We start from the raw sequence: 19,317 nt of genomic DNA on the forward strand, positions 1-19,317 counted from the left end.
GCTATCCCTTCGCGCCGGTGAGGGCGACGGATTCGATGATCTGGCGTTGGAAGATGACGAACACGATGAGCACGGGCAGGAGCGCGATGAACGATGCCGCCATGATGAGCGGGTAGTCGGTCTGGATCGCGTATGCGGCGTTGAAGTTCGCGATCACGAGCTGCAGCGTCTGCTTCTCGGGCGTGTTCAGGTAGATGATCGGGGCGAGGTAGTCGTTCCAGACGGCCATGAACCAGAGGATGAACTGGGCGGCGAGCGCCGGCTTGATCGCCGGGAAGATGAGCGTGAAGAAGATCTGCAGGTAGGAGGCACCGTCGAGCTTCGCCGCTTCGATGATCGAGTCGGGAACCGTGGCGAGGTACTGCCGCAGGAAGAAGATCATGACGATGTTGCCGAACATGCCAGGCACGATCAGCGGCAGCAGGGTGTCGACCCAGCCGATCTCGGCGAAGACCATGAACTGCGGAATCATGATCGTCGGGAACGGGATCATCAACCCGGCAAGCAGGCCGAGGAAGAGGACGTTCTTGAACGGCATCCGCAGTTTGGCGAAGGCGAACGCGGCCAGGGCGGAGAACAGCGAACCGATGATGGTGACCGAGCACGCGACGATGAGGCTGTTCTGGATACCGCTCGCGAGCGGGCCCGCCGTCCACACGCGGAGGTAGTTCTCCCAGATCACCGGGTCGGGGATCCACTGCGGCGGCAGTGCGAAGACGCTGTCGCGGGTCTTGAGCGAGGTCGAGAAGGTCCAGATCAGCGGCGCGAGCATGGCGACGGCGCCGATCGACAGGACGATCGTGACCAGGACGTTGCCGAGCGAGTAGCGGCCCTTGCGGCTCATCGGTGCGCGGCCGCGCTCGGGGGCCGGGGCTCCGGGGAGCCCGGCGTCCGGGGCGAGCGGTGGTGCGCCGAGGGCGGTGGCGGCTGGCCCGCCGGTGGGAGCGAGAGCTGACGTTGATGACGACATGGTGGCCTGCCTCAGTCGATCGAGAACGAGTTGCGGCGGTTGAGCCGGAATTGGATGACGGTGATGACGAAGATGATCAGTCCGAGCACGATCGACATGCTCGATGCGTAACCCATCTGCAGCTGGCTGAATGCTTTTTGCCAGATGTACCAGACGATGCTCGCCGAGCTGAACTCAGGGCCGCCGGTCGGCGTCATGATGTTGATTTCGATGAAGATCTGCGAGCCGCCGATGATGCTCGTCACCACGAGGAAGAAGGTGACGGGGCGCACCATCGGAAGCGTGATGTGGCGGAACTGGTTCCACGCGTTTGCGCCGTCGAGCGCTGCCGCTTCGTAGAGGTGGCGGGGCACGGACTGCAGTGCAGCCAGGTAGAGGAGCATCGAGTAGCCGAGGCCCTTCCAGATCGCCATGATGATGAGGGCCGGTTTGACCGTCGCGGTGTCCATCAGCCAGTTCGGGCCGTCGATGCCGACGAGTGCGAGCGTCTGGTTGATGAGACCGAAGTCCCCGTTGAACGCCCACTGCCAGAGAATGGCGACGGCGGCGATCGAGGAGATGACCGGCACGTAGTACACGGTGCGGAAGAAGGTGGTTCCGCGCATCTTGCGATTGAGCGCGAGGGCGAGCACCAACGAGATGATGAGCCCGATCGGGATGCCGATCATCATGAAGAAGGTGTTCCACATCGCCTTGGCGAAGTAGGGATCGTTCCACATCTGGATGTAGTTGGCGATGCCGTTGAAGGTCGGGTCTCCGAGGCCGTTCCAGCTGGTGAACGAGGCGTACACGCTGAACAGCAGCGGGTACAGGGTGAAGAGCAGGAACCCGATCAGCGGGATGGCCACGAAGCCAAGCGCAGCGAGGTGCTCACGGCGATGGAGCCGGGAGCGGCGAACCGGTGTCGATGTCGCGGTCATTCGAGGATCTTCCTTGATCAGGGTCGAGAGGGAGAGGGGTGGATGCCGCGGCGCGCGTACGCGACGCACGCCGCGGCATCCGATCTCGGTGTTAGCCGATACCTGCCTGCTGGTTGGCGGCATCCAGGAACGCCTGCATCTTGGGCTGGGCTTGCTTGAGATACTCGGCGGCGGTCTGCTTGCCGTCGATCACCGGCTGGATGTTGGTGAACAACTCGTCGTACCACTCACTGTTGTAGGTGTTGTTGGCGGGGAGTCCACGGCCGTAGTCGTTGACGATCTGGAGGAACTCCTCCTTGTTCGCTGGCTTGGTCGTCGAGTCCTCGACCCAGCTGTCTGCCATGTCCTTGAGGTTCGGGATCTGGATCCCGGCGTCGACGAGGCTCTGCTGGGCTTCGGCGTCTGCGGTCAGGTACTCGACGAGCTTGACGGCCTCTTCAGGGTGTTCGGTTCCGTTCGAGACGGCGATACCGAGCGAGCCGACCCAGGTGGCGCTCTTTCCGCTCTCACCGACCGGGTAGGGGATGAGGTCCCAGTCGAAGTCGAGCTTCTCATAGGTGGAGACGTCCCACGGGCCGACCGGGAAGAACCCGAGCTCGCCCTTCATCCAGCGCTGGTAGGTGTCGAGGGTCTGCGCCTCGGCGACCGACGGGGTGACGGCGTGCACGTTCTGCAGGTCGGCGAACCACTGGAGCGCCTCGGCGAACTCAGGGGTGTCGACGGTGACCTTCGTGCGGTCCTTGTTGAGCCAGTCCCCGCCGTTCGACCAGACGAACGGCTGCAGGTTCCACTGCACGTTGAGGCCGGTGCCCCACTGGTCGGTCTTCCCGTCGCCGTCGGTGTCCTTCGTCAGCTGCTTCGAGATGTCGACGAACTGGTCGAGGGTGAGCGGGGTGTCCTTGTCCGGCAGCGGAATGCCCGCCTCTTCGAACATTGTCTTGTTGTATCCGAACGAGAACGGTCCGACATCCTTCGGGAGAGCGTAGATCGCGCCGTCGCCGACGAGCTTGCCGTCGTAGCGGTAGCTGTCGACCCCGTACTCCCAGATGTTGTCGAGGTCGATCGTGTCCGAGCCTTCGACGTACTCGGTGATGTCCTTGACGACGCCGTTCTTGACGTACGACTGCACGTCGCCCTGGTTGATGTAGAAGACGTCGGGGACCTTCTTGCCTGCGATGGCTGCCTTGAGCTTGGTGATGTACTGGTCCGCGGTCGTGACGATGACGTCGACCTCGATGTCGTTCGCCTTCTCGAATTCGGCGATGGCCTTTTCGTAGGCCTTCTTCTCGTCTTCACCCCCGCGGAACATGAACGTGAGCTTCTTCTCGCCGGAGTCCTCGCCGGCTGAGGCGGAGCATCCGCTGAGCAAGAGACCGGCTGCAGCGAACATTGCTACAGATGTGGCCATCAAACGTGACGTCTTCATCACGTGTCCTTCCCGTTTGGCTGTGCTGTTGGATGGCTGGATGCTTCGCACGCTGAGCGGGATGGGCATCGTCGGCCGTGTTGTTTTTACAACGTTGTACTGAACTGTGCCACGGCGCCGTATGGGGCGTCAATAGTTTCGGGCAACATTTTTCCAACGTTGGAAAAGTTGCGTGGATCGCGAATTGCCCACTCTCGCGGGTGCGGGCGGCGCGACACCCGCGAACCTGGGCAACTCGCGGGAGTACCCGCCCTCGGGCGGGCGGATTCCGTCAGTCTGCGGTCGACTCGCGGCCGATCACCGAGAAGTCGGTGAGGTACTGCCTGGGCGGAGCATCCCGGTTCGCGATGCGCTCCACGAGCACGTCGACCGCCATGTCGGCGATCTCATCACGACCGGGATCCACGGTGGACAGCGTCGGCAGCGAATACTTCGTCTCGTCGAGACCGTCGAATCCGATCACGGCGACGTCGTCCGGGATGCGACGGCCTGACTCCTGGAGGACACGCATCGCGCCGAGGGCGAGCGTGTCATTGAGGCCGAACACCGCGTCGAACTCGACCCCGGAGTCGAGCAGTTCGTGCATCGCCTGGGCGCCGTCGAGCCGATGCCAGAGACCGACGTAGCGGATGAGCGACTCATCCGGTTCGATGCCGGCCTCCGCGAGCGCATCGAGGTATCCCCGCAACCGCAACGCAGCAGATCCGACGACCTCACCCTCGTGCGCCCCGATCACGGCGATCCGCGTGCGCCCCCTGGCGATCAGGTGCGCGGTCGCAGCCTTGGCGGCTTCGACGTTCCGCATCGTGACGTGGTCGGTCGGGCCGCCGAAGATCCGCTCACCGAGCAGCACGAGCGGGTACGACACGTTGAGATACCCGACGTCGTCCGAGCTCATGCCGAGCGGGCTGAAGATCAAACCGTCGGTGAGTTGCAGGCGCGGACTCGAGAGCATCTCGATCTCACGCTCACGGTCACCCCCTGCGGTCTGCTCGATGAGGACGACGAGGTGACGTCGTTCTGCCGCGCGGATGACGGCATCCGCCAGTTCGGCGAAGTAGCTGAGGCTGAGTTCGGGCAGTGCGAGTCCGATGACCCCCGTCTTGCCCGAGCGCAGGCTGCGGGCCGAGATGTTGGGCTGGTAACCGAGCGTGTCGATCGCGGCGAGCACTTTCTCGCGCGTCGTCGGCCGGATGTGCTTGTAGTCGTTGACGACGTTCGACACCGTCTTGATCGACACGCCTGCCAGCGTCGCGACGTCATGCAGGGTGACCGCCATCGAAATTCCCGCTCTGTGGACTGCTTCTGCACGGGCGGATCGCCGCGTGCTGTGATTATGAACCTACAACGTTGCAGGACAACAAAGCAGCCGGGGTACGCGAATTGGGGGCTTGAGTGCGAGTCGGATGCCGCGGCATCCGTCCCGCACTCAGCAACAGCGACCCTGTGGGTTGCGGTCCTGTCCGTCGTCGCGTTCGCGCCAGAACACGCGCTCGGGCAGGGCAGGAGTACCCGGGTGACTCGCGGCGTGATGGGCGAGGTACACCTCGTACGCGTTGTCACCCATCACCGCCTTGAGATATCTCCCTGCGGCGCTCAGACCGGAGACGATGGCGTTCATTCGTGCCTCGCCTTCGCCCGGCGGCGTTCGACCGGTAGCGCGTCCCACTCTTTCTGGATCCGCTTCTCGGCCTTCGTCGCCACCAGGCCGGAGCCGGCGAAGATCCTCGACGGAACGACCGGGTCCTCGGTGTTGACGCCTCCGCCGTTCTGGAACGCGCGGATCGTGCGGAAGATGGCGACCCCGATCACGATCACGGTGAGCGTCACGAAGAGGATCGAGAGCGACCCCTGCACCACGGTGTTCCGCACGACCGCTTCCATCGCGGCGCGCGTCGGTGCGGTGCCGAAGCTCTCGTCGCCCGCGGCGAGCGCCTCACGGAACGCCGCGTTCTGGGCCCAGTAGCCCACGGCAGGAACCGGCGAGAAGATCTTGTACAGCGACGCCGTCACCGTCACGACGGTCGCGAACGCGAGCGGCAGGGCGACGACCCAGAGGTACCTGAAGTAGCCGCGGTCGGCCACGATCGCGAGGCACACCGCGAGTGCGATCGCTGCGAGCAGCTGATTGGCGATACCGAACAACGGGAACAGCGTATTGATCCCGCCGAGCGGGTCGGTGACCCCCATGATGAGGATCGCTCCCCACGCCGCAACCATGATCGCCGTACAGATCCACGCTCCCAGGGTCCAGCTCGCATCCCGGAACCTGGGGACGATGTTGCCGAGGGTGTCCTGCAGCATGAACCGGGCGACCCGGGTTCCGGCGTCGACCGCGGTGAGGATGAACAACGCCTCGAACATGATCGCGAAGTGATACCAGAAGCTCATCATCGCGGTGCCACCGATGAACGACTGCATGATGTGGGCGAGCCCGAGTGCGAGGGTCGGTGCACCGCCGGTGCGCGAGACGATGCTCTCCTCGCCCACGTTCTGCGCGGTCTGGGTGAGCAGTTCCGGAGTGAGGTTCACCCCGGTGAGCCCGAGCGAGTTGACGAACGCGACGGCTCCCTCGACTGTGCCAAGGGTGTTGGCCGCTGAGACGTTCATCGCGAAGTACAGCCCGCGGTCGATCGAGATCGCGGCGACGAGCGCCATGATCGCGACGAAACTCTCCATGAGCATGCCGCCGTAGCCGATGAAGCGGGCCTGGCGTTCCTTCTCGAGAAGCTTGGGGGTGGTTCCGGATGCGATGAGCGCATGGAATCCACTCAACGCACCACACGCGATGGTGACGAACAGGAACGGGAACAGGGAACCGGCGACGACGGGACCACCGGCCGGATCGCCCGCGAACTCACTGAACGCGGGGACGGTGATCTCGGGGCGGACGAAGATGATTGCCGCGGCGAGCATGAAGATCGTGCCGATCTTCATGAAAGTGGAGAGGTAGTCGCGGGGCGCGAGCAGCAGCCACACCGGCAGGATCGCCGCGATGAAGCCGTAGATGATGATTCCCCACGCGATCGTCGTGCGGTCGAGGGTGAACGCGGCAGCGCCCCACTCGGTGGCGGCGACGGCGCCACCGCCGACGATCGCCGCCATGAGCAGCACGAAGCCGATGATCGACACCTCGGTGATCTTGCCCGGGCGGAAGTAGCGCAGGTACACACCCATGAACAGTGCGATCGGGATCGTCATCGACACACTGAAGACGCCCCACGGGCTCTCCCCGAGGGCGTTGACGACGACGAGCGCGAGGATCGCGACGATGATCACCATGATCACGAGGGTCGCGATGATGGCCGCGGTTCCGCCGACGCGGCCGAGCTGGTCGCGAGCCATCTGGCCGAGCGAACGGCCGCCGCGACGGGTGGAGAAGAACAGCACGAGGTAGTCCTGGACGGCGCCGGCGAGGATGACGCCGACGATGATCCACAGTGTGCCGGGCAGGTACCCCATCTGCGCGGCGAGCACGGGCCCGACGAGCGGGCCGGCTCCCGCGATGGCGGCGAAGTGGTGGCCGAAGAGAACGCGGCGATCGGTCGGAACGTAGTCCTTGCCATTCGCGTTGTACTCCGCCGGGGTTGCCCGTCGGTCGTCCGGGCGGGTGATCGCCCGCTCGATGAACTTCGAGTAGAACCGGTAAGCGATGAGATAGGTGCAGACGGCGGCGAAGACGAACCAGATCGCGTTGACCGTCTCCCCACGCACGACGGCGAGCATGACCCAGGCCACACCCCCGAGCAGCGCGATCGCCGCCCAGATCGCGATCTTGAGCGGAGTCCAGTGCCGCTCCTCGGCCTCGCGTTCTGCTTCGGGAACGGTGACCGGCGGCAGCGCCGGGTCCTGTTCGATGACCGCGGCCGTGTCGCCCGCCTCCGGTCGCGTGCGCTTCACATCGTCACTCATTGCGGACCCCTCTGTCGCGGTTCACCCGCGCCGTCCGGCATCCGACATCGCCGCGCTGCGAGTGAGTTCTGCGCTCGATGCTACAACCGGCATCCCCCTTTCGGGGCGCATTGGTCCGAAGGCGGACGTTCGGCGCGTCGCGGGCACCGATCAGCCCGCGCGGCGCGCCGGTCAGGGCACCTAGCCGACGAGCGCCGGTACCCGTTTCGGCTGCACGATGAACCACAGCGCCGAGATCGACACGAGCGCCGTCACGAGCATCACGGAGCCCATCGGTACGGCCGAGTCGATGCCCAGCCAACCGACGATCGGCGAGATCAGACCGGCGAGGCCGAAGTTGAGTGCACCGAGAACGGATGCCGCTGTGCCCGCTTCACGCGCGTGGTTGACGAGTGCGAGAACCTGAACCGCCGGGAACCCGAACCCGGCCGCCATGATGAAGAAGAACAGCGGGATCAGGATGCCGAGGAAGCCGGCACCCGAGGAATCGAACAGGATGATGGCGGCAGCGGCGATCGCCTGCGTCGCGGTCGTCGCGCCGAGGATCCACTGCGGGCCGAACCGGCGCATCAGCCGCGACGACACCTGCACACCGATGACGATGCCGAGCGAATTGATCGCGAACAGGTAGCCGTACTGTTGCGGGTCGAGGTTGTAGACCTCCTGGAACAGGAACGACGAGGCGGACAGGTACGCGAACAGGCCCGAAAAGCTCATCCCACCGATCACGGCGACGCCGACGAACACGCGGTCGCTGAATACCGACCGGTAACGATCGCCAACGGTGGAGTGCCCGGCGACGACCCGCCGCTCCGGCGGCAGGGTCTCGACGATGAAGAGAGCCACGGCAATGATCACCAGTACCCCGTACAGCGCGAGGAACACGAACAGTCCGCGCCAGTCGAGGAACAGCAACAGTTGAGAACCGATCACGGGAGCGAGGATCGGGGCGAGACCGTTGACGAGGGCCAGGCGCGACAGCATCCGCACGAGGGGTTTTCCTCCGAAGAGGTCGCGGACCATCGCCATCGCGACAACACCACCTGCGGCAGCGCCTGCACCCTGCAGGACCCGGAAGACGCCGAGCCAGACGATGTCGGGAGCGAGGGCGGCACCGACGCTCGCCGCGATGTGCACGCTCGTCGCGAGGATGAGCGGAAGCCGCCGACCGACCTTGTCGCTCCACGGGCCCATGAACAACTGGCCGACCGCGAACCCGATCGTCGTGCCGGTGAGGGTGAGCTGGATGAGCGTCGCCGAGACGTTGAGTTCGTCCTCGAGCACGGGAAACGCGGGCAGGTAGAGGTCGATAGTGAACGGTCCGAGCGCGGTCAGCGAACCGAGAACGAGAATGTAGACGAGTCTCTGGCGGCGCGAGAGAGCGTCTCCGGGGTGCACAACAGTAGTCACGAGTTGGGTCCTAGATACGAAGCGAGGGGCTGCGGATGCCACGGGCAGACTGCCGGCGCCCTGACCGTAACCGCGTGGAGAGCGCGATATTCCCGTCAGGCGATGCGTCATCGAACCGATTCGAGACCGACGGTCAACAGTAACAGCCGGCGATCTCGGCACAGTACCGCTTCCGCTCCGTCACGCTCGCGTCTATTGGGTGGTCGCGCGCACGCCCAACAGGCGCAATCGGTGACATGTCACGTTCAACAGGCGAAACGGCCGCATCACGGGGATGCGCGCCTGTTGGACGTGCAGGGACCGCCGTCAGACCGGAGTGGCGACGCTTCCGGCGAGTCGCGCTGGGTCGTCGATGAGCGGCTCGAATGCGAGCTCCGCCGCCCCGATCAGCAGCAGGTCAGCGCCGAGGGTCGCCCGGACGATCCGCACTCCCTCGTAGGAGGCGGCGAGCGTCTGGCCAGCAACGAGCCGATCGAGCAGTTCGGAGTTCGCTGCGTAGATCGAGCCGAGGAACCCACCGAGCACGACGAGCTCGGGGTTGAGCACATTGATCGCGTTCCGGAGGGCGATGCTGAGAATGCCGAGCTGGCGCTCGACCTCACCGCAGATCTCGGGGGCATCCGACTCGAGCAGCGCCCGCTCGAGCTGGGCGGGATCGGCGGATTTCAGCCCGAGCAGGTCGAGCAGCCTGCCACGGTTCACCTCGTCCTCGAGCGCGCCGCCCGTCGACGGCTGGTCCGGTCCGTCCGGCGCGGTGACAAGGTTGTGCCCGAACTCGCCCGCGTACCCGCCGACGCCGCCAAGCGGCGTTCCGCGGATGATCACGCCGCCACCGATACCACTCGCTCCACCATTGAGATAGATGAGGTCGGCGACATCGCGACCGGCGCCGAAATTGTGTTCGGCGAGCGCACCGAGGCTCGCATCGTTCGCCGCCCGCGCCGGGTAGCCGGTGGCGTCTGCCAGCAGCGTTGCGACCGGTTCGTCGACCCAGCCGAGGTGCGGTGCGAGGCGAACGAGACCGTCAGGCATCCGCACGAGACCGGGTACGGCGACGCCGACGCCGACAACGACAGCGGATGCCGGGAGCTCGGCACGCAGGCCGGCGATCAGTTCCGCCGTCACCCGAACCGTTTCGGCGACGCCGAGTGGTTGATCGATTTCATGGCGGACCTGGGCCACGACCTCACCGTGCATCCGGACGACTCCGACGGTGATGGCATCCTGCTCCGGGTTCACGGCGAAAGCCACGCAGTCCGGGTGCGGCCGCACGACGGGGGATGGACGGCCGACACCGCGGGCACCGTCGGGCTCGGCCTCGACGACGAGGTGCAGTGCGGCCAGTTCACTGACGAGTGCCGCGACCGTCGACCGGTTCAGCCCGGTCTCCCTGGTGAGAACGGAGCGCGACACGGCGCCCTCGCGGTGAACCAGGCCGAGGATCCGGGAGAGATTGTACCGCCGGACCGTGTCGAGGTTGGTGCCGCGATTGTTCACTGTTCACACCGCATTCTGTCGCTGGGCGGCGGGATTCCGCCTGCTGGGAACGATACCGACAGCGCGCGCCGCGTGCACCATCCCCCGCCGAGTGCGTCGAAGCACGTCACCCGACGCCCGTGAGCCACTCGCTAGTCTTGATCAGCTTCCGCCCGCGCCTTCGAGAGGTCCACCGATGTACGTCGACATGCCAGCAGCCCAACTCCCCGACTACCGCAGCAGCCAGGTCGAGCCGGACGACTTCGATTCGTTCTGGGACGAGACCATCGCGGCCGCGCGCGCCGCGGCATCCGCTGTCGTTCTCGAACCGGTGGATTCACCGTTGGCGACCATCGATGTGTTCGATGTGACGTTCTCCGGTTTCGACGGACAGCCGGTCAAGGCGTGGCTGCGTGTGCCGAAGGGAGTGACCGGCCCGCTTTCCGCCGTCGTGCACTACGTCGGTTACGGTGGCGGCCGCGGCCACCACCTCGAGAACCTGCTGTGGGCATCCGCCGGATTCGCGCACTTCCAGATGGACACGCGTGGGCAGGGCAGCGGCTGGTCGATGGGCGCCACCCCCGACCCGGTCGGAACCGGCCCCCAGTACCCCGGCGTCATGACGCGCGGCATCGACAGCAGGGAGAGTTACTACTACCGGCGCCTGTTCACCGACGCGGTGCGCGCGATCGACACCGTCCGCGAGCTGGCGTTCATCGATCCCGCGCGGGTCTCGGTCTTTGGGCAGAGCCAGGGTGGCGGCATCGCGCTCGCCGTCGCCGGTCTCGTTCCCGATCTTGCCGCGATCGCCCCGTGCGTCCCGTTCCTGTGCGACTTCCCTCGCGCGACCGTCATCACCGACGCGTATCCGTACAAGGAGATCCGGGACTTCCTCGCCGTTCACCGCGACAAGACAGAGGCGGTCGCGGCGGTTCTCCCCTACTTCGACGGAGTGAACTTCGCCCGCCGCGCCCAGGCGCCCGCCCTGTTCTCGGCGAGCCAGATGGACGCCACCTGCCCGCCGTCCACGATCTACGGTGCGTACAACCTGTACGCGGGCGAGAAGTCGATGTCTCTTTGGCAGTACAACGGGCACGAGGGCGGCGGTATCGTCGACGAACAGCGGGCGATCGCCTTCTTCCGGACGATCGACGGGAACCGATGACCGAGTACTCGAACCCCGTCCTCTCCGGGTTCCATCCCGACCCGTCCGTCTGCCGGGTCGGAGACACGTTCTACCTCGCGAGCTCGTCTTTCGAGTACTTTCCCGGCATCCCGCTGCACTCGAGCACCGACCTCGTCACCTGGAACCGCATCGGCCACGCGATCGACCGGCCGGGCCAGGTTCCGCTGCACGACGTCAATGACTCCGGCGGACTCTACGCCCCCACTCTCCGCCACCACGACGGCTTGTTCTATCTGGCCTGCACGGTCGTCGGCGGTGAACATCCCGGCTCGTTCTACCTGACAGCGACGGATGCCGCTGGGCCGTGGTCAGAGCCGGTCTGGCTCGACGACGCCCAGGGAATCGACCCCACGATCCACTTCGCCGACGGCAAGGCATGGTGGGCCGGATGCCGCCCGGCTGCGTCTCCGGAATGGGAACAGCAGACCGAGATCTGGCTGCGCGAACTCGACCTCGACGCCGGCACCCTGGTCGGAGAGGAACATGTGCTCTGGACCGGGGCACTCCGGGGTGCCGTCTGGTCCGAGGGCCCTCACCTGTTCGACCACGACGGCTGGGTCTACCTCGTGACGGCTGAGGGCGGAACCGAGCGCAACCACGCCGTGTCGATCGCCCGCTCGCGCAGCGTGACCGGACCGTTCGAGGGGTGCCCGCGCAACCCGATCCTCACGCACCGGCACCTCGGTGAGGACTTCCCGGTACAGAACGTCGGCCACGCCGACCTCGTCGAAGCAGAGGACGGCTCCTGGTGGGCGCTCGTCCTCGGCGTCCGATCGCTCGACGGGTTTCACGTCCTCGGCCGCGAAACCTTCCTCACCCCGGTGGCCTGGCAGGACGGCTGGCCTGTGCTCAACCCGGGCGTCGGCCGGCTCAGCGAGACCGGCTCGACGCCGTGGCCAGGCGGCACCCCGCGCCCGGCGACCCTGCACGACGACTTCACGGCAAGTACCGCGCTCGGTGCACACTGGCTCAGCATCCGCGGCCCGGCGGATTTCGTCGACAGTGGCGGTGACGGCCTTGTCCTGCTCTCCACCGACACCGATCTCAGCGGCGACGGAACCCCGGCCTTCCTCGGTATGCGACTGCGTGATCCCGAAATGCGGGCGTCGATGCGCGTTGCGCCGCCCAAGCACGCGACGGCCGGGCTCGCCCTCAGGCAGAGCGCCGCCTTCCACCTCCGGCTCGAGCTCAGCATGGACGAGCACGGCTGGCGTGCCGACGCGATCGCGCATGAGAACGGGGTCGACTCGGTCGTCGGCACCGTTCTCGGTGACCTCGATCCGGCGAACGGCGACATGACCCTTGCGGCCGAGTTGCACGGGCTCGAGGTCCGCTTCAGCATCACCGTTGGTGCGGACACCCACACCGTCGCCGAAGCCGACGCCCGCATCCTCAGCTCGGAACGCGCCGGCGGTTTCGTCGGCACTCTTGTCGGTCCGTTCGTCGCCGGTGGCCTCGGCGCGGCTGTCACCGTGCGGAGCTTTCACTACCGTCCGGGCCTCTCCTGACGCCAGCCAGCGCGGCTCGGTGTGCGTTCGGGCGGAAAAACAGGGGGTCCGGCCGCCTATTTTCGACGGACCCCACGATTCTCCGCCCGAACGCATACGGGACCCGCGAATCGCGGTAGCCGGAACGGCATCCGCTGTGTAATATGTTCACATATCCAACAAATCACCAACGATGCTGAAACCGGAGCATGCAATGAGCCTGACCCCCACCCGCGACGACAAATTCTCCTTCGGACTCTGGACCGTCGGCTACAACGGAGCCGACCCCTTCGGCGGTCCGACCCGTGCGCCACTCGACGCCGTGCACGCCGTCGAGAAGCTTTCCGAGCTCGGCGCATACGGACTCACCTTCCACGACGACGACCTGTTCGCGTTCGGTTCGACCGACGCTGAGCGCCAGACGCAGATCGACCGCCTCAAGCAGGCCCTCTCCGACACCGGTCTCATCGTTCCTATGGTCACCACCAACCTCTTCTCGGCTCCGGTCTTCAAGGACGGTGGATTCACCTCCAACGACCGCGACGTGCGCCGGTTCGCTCTCCGCAAGGTGATGCGCAACCTCGACCTCGCCGCTGAGCTCGGCGCCAAGACCTTCGTCATGTGGGGCGGCCGCGAGGGCGCCGAGTACGACGTCGCCAAGGACATCCGTCAGGCACTCGAGCGTTACCGCGAAGCCGTCAACCTGCTCGGCGACTATGTCACCGACAAGGGTTACGACATCCGTTTCGCGATCGAGCCGAAGCCGAACGAGCCGCGCGGCGACATCCTGCTGCCGACCCTCGGTCACGCCATCGCGTTCATCAACACGCTCGACCGCCCCGAGCTCGTCGGCGTCAACCCCGAGGTCGGCCACGAGCAGATGGCCGGGCTGAACTTCACCGCCGGAATCGCGCAGGCCCTCGATGCGGGCAAGCTGTACCACATCGACCTCAACGGCCAGCGCGGCATCAAGTACGACCAGGACCTCGTCTTCGGTCACGGTGACCTGCAGAACGCCTTCTCGCTCGTCGACCTCCTCGAAAACGGCGGCCCGAACGGCGGACCTGCCTACGACGGACCCCGTCACTTCGACTACAAGCCGAGCCGCACGGAGGACGAGAACGGCGTCTGGGACTCCGCGGCAGCGAACATGCGCACCTACCTCCTCCTCAAGGAGCGGGCAGCGGCGTTCCGTGCAGACCCCGAGGTGCAGGAAGCACTCGCCGCTTCGCGCGTCGACGAGCTGGCCAGCCCCACCCTCGGTGAGGGCGAGAGCTACGACGACTTCCTCGCCGACCGGTCCGCCTACGAGGACTTCGACGCGAACGCATACTTCAACGGCAAGGGCTTCGGTTTCGTCCGCCTGCAGCAGCTCGCTCTCGAGCACCTGTTGAACGCGCGCTAAATCTCCACACCGGGCGTGAGCCCCGTCGGATTGGCGAGCACCATCCGACGGGGCTTACGTTCTTTCTCTCCCGACACTCCCCGAAAGGCCTCATGACCCTCGTCGCCGGCGTCGACTCATCGACCCAGAGTTGCAAGATCGTGATCACGGATGCCGCTACCGGCGCCATCGTGCGGCAGGGCCGCGCGTCGCACCCGAACGGAACCGAAGTGGCGCCGTCCGCCTGGTGGGAGGCACTCACCTCCGCGATCGCCGAGGCCGGCGGTCTCGATGATGTCGCCGCAATCTCGGTCGGCGGCCAGCAGCATGGCATGGTCGTGCTCGACGAAAACGGACGCGTCATCCGTGACGCCCTGCTCTGGAACGACACCCGCAGCGCACAGGCCGCGCGTGACCTCATCGCCGAAGTGGGCGCCGAGGAATACGCCCAGCGGCTCGGCGTCGTGCCGGTCGCGTCGTTCACCGCGTCGAAGCTGCGCTGGCTGCGCGACGCTGAACCCGAGAACGCCGCTCGCGTCGCAGCGGTCGCGCTCCCCCACGACTGGCTGACCTGGCGCCTCCGCGGGTTCGGTCCCGCCGGCGAATCGGAACTCGGCCCTGTGCTCGACGAGCTCACGACTGACCGCTCTGACGCGTCGGGCACCGCATACTGGTCCGCGATCTCCGGCGAGTACGACCTCGACCTGTTCGAACGCGCGCTCGGCCACTCCGCCGTGCTGCCCCGCGTGCTCGGCCCGGGCGAGCCAGCCGGAACCATGCCGTCGGGAACGCTCGTCGGTCCCGGCGCCGGAGACAACGCGGGCGCCGCACTCGGCCTGGGCGCGGCATCCGGAGACGTTGTTCTCTCGATCGGAACCAGCGGCACCGTCTTCGCCGTCACCGAGACCCCCGCGACGGATGCCTCGGGCACTGTCGCCGGATTCGCCGACGCCTCCGGGCTGTTCCTTCCCCTGATCGCGACGCTCAACGCCGCAAGGATCCTCGATTCCATCGCCGCCCTGCTCGGCGTCAGCCACGACGAACTCGGCGCCCTCGCGCTCACCGCTGAGCCCGGCGCAGGTGGACTCGTGCTGCAGCCGTATTTCGAGGGCGAGCGCACGCCCAACTTTCCGGACGCCACAGCGACGCTCTTCGGCATGACGCTCGGCTCGACGACGCGCGAGAACCTCGCCCGCGCCGCGATCGAAGGTCTGCTCTGCGGGCTCGCCGACGGACTCGAGGCGGTTCGCGCCCAGGGCGTCGACGCCCGCCGGATCCTCATCGTCGGTGGTGCTGCCCAGAACCCGGCCGTCCAGCAGATCGCCGCCCAGGTGTTCGAGGTTCCCGTCGTCATTCCGACGCCGGGTGAGTACGTCGCGACCGGTGCCGCCGTCCAGGCGGCGTGGGTCCTCACCGGTGACCGTCCGGCCTGGCCGCTGTCGATCGTCGCCGAACCCGAGGTCGACTTCCGGCCGGTCATCCGCGAGCAGTACCGCGCGCACCGAGCCTGACCCGCCTGAGCGCGGTGCATCCCCGGCCGCGTTTTCACTCACCCCGGATCAATACACCCGTCGTAACGGGTGAACCCGACCGGAGTGCGTGAATTCGCGAGCGGATGCCGCGGCATCCGCCCCTCTCGCGTTCAGTTGCCACCAACGCACCGGTAACGGCGACTTTGCGCGCATTAGTGACAACCGAACACGGTCCCCACGACGGCCGGCGCATCCCCGACCGCGTTTTCACCCGTCCCGGACGAATACACCCGTCGTAACGAGTGAATCGAACCGGAGTGAGGGAATTCGCGAGCGAAGACCGCTCTACTTCATCGTCCCCTGGCTCACCGAACCCTGCAGCTGACGCTGGAAGATCACGTAGGCGATGAGCACCGGCACGATCGTGATGATCACAGCGGCGAACAGCGCTCCGAAGTCGACGGCGTAGCCGGCAGACGACGCGAACGACGCCATGCCCTGCGAGAGCACGTAGTTGCTCTTGTCGGTGTTCAACGCCACCGGCAGGAGGAACTGGTTCCACAGGCCGAGGAAGTTGAAGATCGCGACGGATGCCATTCCCGGCTTTGCCATGGGCAGCATGACCTGGAAGAAGGTACGCCACTCGCCGGCGCCGTCGATCGCGGCCGCTTCAGCGATCTCATCCGGAAGCCCCTTAAAGAAGGAGTAGAGGAAGAAGACCGTGAACGGCAGGGCGAACGCGACGTACGTGAGGATGAGCCCGGGAAGCGTGTTGAGCAACCCGATGTTGCGGAGGACGAAGAACAACGGAACGATCGCGAGGAACACCGGAAAAGTGAGGCCGGCGAGCATGAGGTAGTAGATCGCCCTGCTGCCGAAGAACTTGAACCGGGCGAGAACGTATGCACACATCGCCCCGAGGATCATGACGATCACGAGGGCGAATCCGACGACGATGACGGTATTGAGGAAGTAGTTGCCGATCCCTTCCTGCGTCCACGCCGAGACGTAGTTGTCGAAGTTCCAGTTGGCCGGCAGCGAGAACGGAGACGCGAAGATCTCCTTGGTCGTCTTGAAGCTCGTCATCAGCGTCCACACCAGCGGAAGGATGACGATGAGGGACCAGATGACGAGGACGGTGTGCGAGAACGCTCCGACGGCTTTGTCGCCCGGGGTGTTCTTCGGTTTGCGGGTGAACGCCGGTTTCGGCGTTCTGCGCGTCGACCCGCTCGTGGTGATGGACCGGGTGGCGGTCATGACCGACCCTCCTCTTCCTTGCCGCCGGTGATCCGGTTCACGATGAACACGATCGCGGCGAAGATCAGGGTGACGATGGCGAGCACGACACCCATCGCACTGGCCTGACCGAATTCGCCCTTGTTGAACGCCGTCCGGAACAGCTGCTGACTCATCACGAGAGTGGAGTTGTTCGGGCCACCGCCGGGGTTGAGGGCCTGCATGTAGACGAACGCGTCGAGCGCCATGATCCCGAGGTAGATGTACGCGGTCTGGATGTTGTCCCGGATGAGCGGGATGGTGATCGACAGCGCCGTGCGCAGGCGGCCCGCCCCGTCGATTCGGGCAGCCTCGTACGTTTCAGCGGGAACGCCCTTGATCGCAGCAACGAACAACACCATGTAGAAGCCGACGAAGCTCCACACGATGACGAAGATCGTTGCGCCCATCGCGGTTCGTTCGTCGCCGAGCCAGGGGAACGACTCGAACATGTCGATGCCTACGAGCCCGAGTATCCCGTTGAGCAGCCCGCCCGGCGTGTAGATCTGGCTCCACAGGATGCCGATGATGATTGCCGGGATGACGTAGGGGAAGAACGAGACGACCCGGTAGAAGCTCGAGTTGCGCAGCCCGCGGATCGGACCGTGACTGGGACCGCCAACGGTCACCATTGTCGCGAGGATCAGACTCAGCACGATCGTGATGAGCGGGACGACGACAGCCAGGAGAACGTTGTTCCAGAGCGCCGTCATGAAAATGTCGTCGTTGAACAGCCGGATGTAGTTGTCGATCCCGATGATCTCCATATTGGGGCTGAACCCCGACCAGTCGGTGAGCGAGTAGAACACGGCCTGCGCGAACGGCCAGATCACGAAGATGAGGAAAATTGCCAGCGGCAGCCCCAGGAAGACCACCATGAATGTCACGTAGTCGACAGTGAGCTTGCGCCGGCGCCCACCGGCAGCCTTTCGGCTGCCGGTGGGGCCCAGGGTCGTCGCGATCGCCGCCCCCGGGTCTGCGCCGGCGGCTGTCATTTGATTTCGATCTTGTTGACGGAGTCGTCGTTCCTCACCTTGTCGGTGATGGCCTGAAGGCCAGAGGTGAGTGCGGCGACATCCGATTTGCCCTCGAGGAACGTGTTCCAGACCACGAGCTGGTCGGCGTTGGTTCCGTAGAGGTCGACAAAGCCCCAGGTGAAGATGTTCTCTCCTGCGGCGTCGAGCATCTCGGTCTGGGAGACGAGAGCGGTCGATCCGAACCCGTCGGCGGGCACGAGGTCCTTGACGATTGTCGGGGCGAGCTTCTCCTTGGCGAAGTTCGTGGCCGCTTCCTTCGAGAGCATCGTGCGGAGCAGTTCCTTACCGCCGGCGACGTTCTTGCCCTGGGAAGGAACAATGAACGGCTCGCCCGCGGTGGAGTGAAGCGCCTCGACCGGCATGGCCGAATCGCCGGAGACGACCATGGCGGGGAAGCCCTTCATGGCGAAGCCCTCTGCGGTGTTGTCCTTCATCTCGTTCTCGATCCACGAGCCAGACGGGTACAGCAGGGCAGCCTGGTCGTTGCTCCACTGCGCCTGAGCGGCCGTGAACTGCGTTCCCGATCCACCCGGCTTCATGTAGCCGGCAGCGATGACTTCGTGCATCGCTTCGAAAACACTCTGCACGGCGGGCAGCGACCAGCAGCCCTCCTCAAGATTTTCGAGAGCGAGGCGGACTTCGTCGCCGCCTTCCTTGATCGCGGACTCGATGGCGAGGGTCTGGTAGTACGTGGCCGCTTCCTTACCGAACGCGAACAGGTACTTTCCTGCCTCCTTGGCCTTGGCGCCGAGCTCGAGCGCCTCTGCCCAGGTGGTGGGCGGCGTCCAGCCGTTCTCCTCGAACAGGCTCGAGGAGTACCAGACTCCATACACCGTGAGCACGTAGTTGATCGCGGCGAGTTTGCCGTCGAAGGTGCCTGGCTTCAGCACTCCGCCGTACAGGGTGTCGCGGATCTTCTCGCCCTCGAGGTTCTCGGCGTCGATGACGTCGGTCAGGTCCTCGAGCTGTTCAAGGATCGTGTTGAAGCCGATGGACTGCGCGCCCGAGTTGTCGATGAGGTCCGGCGGGTTGCCACCGACGAAGCGCGGCTGCAGTTCCTGCGCGATCTGGGTCGAGGAGGCGACCTTGGCGGTGACTCCGTCGTGGTTCTTCTCGAGGATCTTCGCGGCGAATTCGACGTAATCGACGCCATAACCGCCGTCGAAGATGACGGAGTCGACGGTGGAGTCAGCGGCGAGGCCGAACGGGTTCTTCGCTGAAACCGCTCCTCCCGGTGCTGGGGCCGTCGGGCCGCCGGTGGCGCAGGATGCCAGGGTGCTGCCGAGAGGAATGAGTACCGCTGCGGCGATGGCGCCGCGGAGCACATTCCTTCGGTCCATCGTGACGTTCTGGATGTTCATC

At 65.6% G+C, this 19,317-nt stretch carries 15 protein-coding genes; 4 read left to right on the forward strand and 11 right to left on the reverse strand.

Annotated elements, in window-relative coordinates; translation table 11 throughout:
* Position 1: 1 nt before the first annotated feature.
* From D9V29_RS02055 to D9V29_RS02090, 8 genes are all read right to left on the reverse strand, one after another.
* On the reverse strand, positions 2 to 970 hold the full coding sequence (locus D9V29_RS02055) for a carbohydrate ABC transporter permease (protein WP_308428554.1): 969 nt from the start codon (positions 968 to 970) through the stop codon (positions 2 to 4).
* A gap of 11 nt (positions 971 to 981) precedes the next feature.
* On the reverse strand, positions 982 to 1,890 hold the full coding sequence (locus D9V29_RS02060; protein ID WP_121671654.1) for a carbohydrate ABC transporter permease: 909 nt from the start codon (positions 1,888 to 1,890) through the stop codon (positions 982 to 984).
* A 91-nt stretch (positions 1,891 to 1,981) separates the two neighbouring features.
* Positions 1,982 to 3,298: an ABC transporter substrate-binding protein gene (locus tag D9V29_RS02065; protein ID WP_308428553.1), complete on the reverse strand. Its 1,317-nt coding sequence runs from the start codon at positions 3,296 to 3,298 to the stop codon at positions 1,982 to 1,984.
* Between the two features lie 289 nt (positions 3,299 to 3,587).
* Positions 3,588 to 4,595: a LacI family DNA-binding transcriptional regulator gene (locus D9V29_RS02070; protein WP_121671656.1), complete on the reverse strand. Its 1,008-nt coding sequence runs from the start codon at positions 4,593 to 4,595 to the stop codon at positions 3,588 to 3,590.
* Positions 4,596 to 4,745: 150 nt separating this feature from the next.
* A complete protein-coding gene (locus D9V29_RS02075) occupies positions 4,746 to 4,937 on the reverse strand; it encodes a YbdD/YjiX family protein (protein WP_121671657.1) in 192 nt (63 codons plus the stop codon).
* Entirely contained in the window at positions 4,934 to 7,228 is a 2,295-nt protein-coding gene (locus tag D9V29_RS02080) for a carbon starvation CstA family protein (RefSeq protein ID WP_121671658.1), read from the reverse strand. The genes D9V29_RS02075 and D9V29_RS02080 overlap by 4 nt, the downstream gene beginning before the upstream one ends.
* A gap of 180 nt (positions 7,229 to 7,408) precedes the next feature.
* Complete coding sequence (locus D9V29_RS02085) at positions 7,409 to 8,638, reverse strand: multidrug effflux MFS transporter (RefSeq protein WP_121671659.1); 1,230 nt, start codon at positions 8,636 to 8,638, stop codon at positions 7,409 to 7,411.
* 306 nt (positions 8,639 to 8,944) lie between these two features.
* Complete coding sequence (locus D9V29_RS02090) at positions 8,945 to 10,135, reverse strand: ROK family transcriptional regulator (RefSeq protein ID WP_121671660.1); 1,191 nt, start codon at positions 10,133 to 10,135, stop codon at positions 8,945 to 8,947.
* A gap of 187 nt (positions 10,136 to 10,322) precedes the next feature.
* Here D9V29_RS02090 and D9V29_RS02095 point away from each other — a divergent pair, with 187 nt between their 5' ends.
* From D9V29_RS02095 to xylB, 4 genes are all read left to right on the forward strand, one after another.
* Positions 10,323 to 11,279 carry an acetylxylan esterase gene (locus tag D9V29_RS02095; protein ID WP_308428552.1) on the forward strand — a complete coding sequence of 319 codons (957 nt, stop codon included), beginning with the start codon at positions 10,323 to 10,325 and terminating at the stop codon, positions 11,277 to 11,279.
* The gene (locus D9V29_RS02100) at positions 11,276 to 12,808 is read left to right on the forward strand and encodes a glycoside hydrolase family 43 protein (RefSeq protein ID WP_121671662.1); all 1,533 of its coding nucleotides are present in this window, start codon (positions 11,276 to 11,278) and stop codon (positions 12,806 to 12,808) included. The genes D9V29_RS02095 and D9V29_RS02100 overlap by 4 nt, the downstream gene beginning before the upstream one ends.
* A gap of 193 nt (positions 12,809 to 13,001) precedes the next feature.
* A complete protein-coding gene (gene xylA, locus D9V29_RS02105; protein WP_121671711.1) occupies positions 13,002 to 14,192 on the forward strand; it encodes a xylose isomerase in 1,191 nt (396 codons plus the stop codon).
* Between the two features lie 92 nt (positions 14,193 to 14,284).
* Complete coding sequence (gene xylB / locus D9V29_RS02110; RefSeq protein WP_121671663.1) at positions 14,285 to 15,682, forward strand: xylulokinase; 1,398 nt, start codon at positions 14,285 to 14,287, stop codon at positions 15,680 to 15,682.
* A gap of 306 nt (positions 15,683 to 15,988) precedes the next feature.
* Here the strand turns inward: xylB and D9V29_RS02115 are convergent, their stop codons facing one another.
* From D9V29_RS02115 to ngcE, 3 genes are read right to left on the reverse strand one after another with little or no spacing between them, the layout of a single operon-like run.
* On the reverse strand, positions 15,989 to 16,882 hold the full coding sequence (locus D9V29_RS02115) for a carbohydrate ABC transporter permease (protein ID WP_373294793.1): 894 nt from the start codon (positions 16,880 to 16,882) through the stop codon (positions 15,989 to 15,991).
* 14 nt (positions 16,883 to 16,896) lie between these two features.
* Positions 16,897 to 17,913: a carbohydrate ABC transporter permease gene (locus tag D9V29_RS02120; protein ID WP_121671665.1), complete on the reverse strand. Its 1,017-nt coding sequence runs from the start codon at positions 17,911 to 17,913 to the stop codon at positions 16,897 to 16,899.
* On the reverse strand, positions 17,910 to 19,316 hold the full coding sequence (gene ngcE, locus D9V29_RS02125; protein WP_121671712.1) for an N-acetylglucosamine/diacetylchitobiose ABC transporter substrate-binding protein: 1,407 nt from the start codon (positions 19,314 to 19,316) through the stop codon (positions 17,910 to 17,912). Before ngcE ends, D9V29_RS02120 begins: the two co-directional genes overlap by 4 nt.
* Position 19,317: the final 1 nt, after the last annotated feature.

The organism is Mycetocola manganoxydans (assembly GCF_003667545.1).
Classification (GTDB): Bacteria; Actinomycetota; Actinomycetes; order Actinomycetales; family Microbacteriaceae; genus Mycetocola_A; species Mycetocola_A manganoxydans.

Coding starts and splice junctions, on each gene's coding strand:
- xylA (WP_121671711.1), top strand. CDS start 13,002: ATGAGCCTGACCCCCACCCGCGACGACAAATTCTCCTTCGGACTCTGG.
- D9V29_RS02060 (WP_121671654.1), bottom strand. CDS start 1,890: ATGACCGCGACATCGACACCGGTTCGCCGCTCCCGGCTCCATCGCCGT.
- ngcE (WP_121671712.1), bottom strand. CDS start 19,316: ATGAACATCCAGAACGTCACGATGGACCGAAGGAATGTGCTCCGCGGC.
- D9V29_RS02080 (WP_121671658.1), bottom strand. CDS start 7,228: ATGAGTGACGATGTGAAGCGCACGCGACCGGAGGCGGGCGACACGGCC.
- D9V29_RS02065 (WP_308428553.1), bottom strand. CDS start 3,298: ATGGCCACATCTGTAGCAATGTTCGCTGCAGCCGGTCTCTTGCTCAGC.
- D9V29_RS02095 (WP_308428552.1), top strand. CDS start 10,323: ATGCCAGCAGCCCAACTCCCCGACTACCGCAGCAGCCAGGTCGAGCCG.
- xylB (WP_121671663.1), top strand. CDS start 14,285: ATGACCCTCGTCGCCGGCGTCGACTCATCGACCCAGAGTTGCAAGATC.
- D9V29_RS02070 (WP_121671656.1), bottom strand. CDS start 4,595: ATGGCGGTCACCCTGCATGACGTCGCGACGCTGGCAGGCGTGTCGATC.
- D9V29_RS02055 (WP_308428554.1), bottom strand. CDS start 970: ATGTCGTCATCAACGTCAGCTCTCGCTCCCACCGGCGGGCCAGCCGCC.
- D9V29_RS02120 (WP_121671665.1), bottom strand. CDS start 17,913: ATGACAGCCGCCGGCGCAGACCCGGGGGCGGCGATCGCGACGACCCTG.
- D9V29_RS02075 (WP_121671657.1), bottom strand. CDS start 4,937: ATGAACGCCATCGTCTCCGGTCTGAGCGCCGCAGGGAGATATCTCAAG.
- D9V29_RS02100 (WP_121671662.1), top strand. CDS start 11,276: ATGACCGAGTACTCGAACCCCGTCCTCTCCGGGTTCCATCCCGACCCG.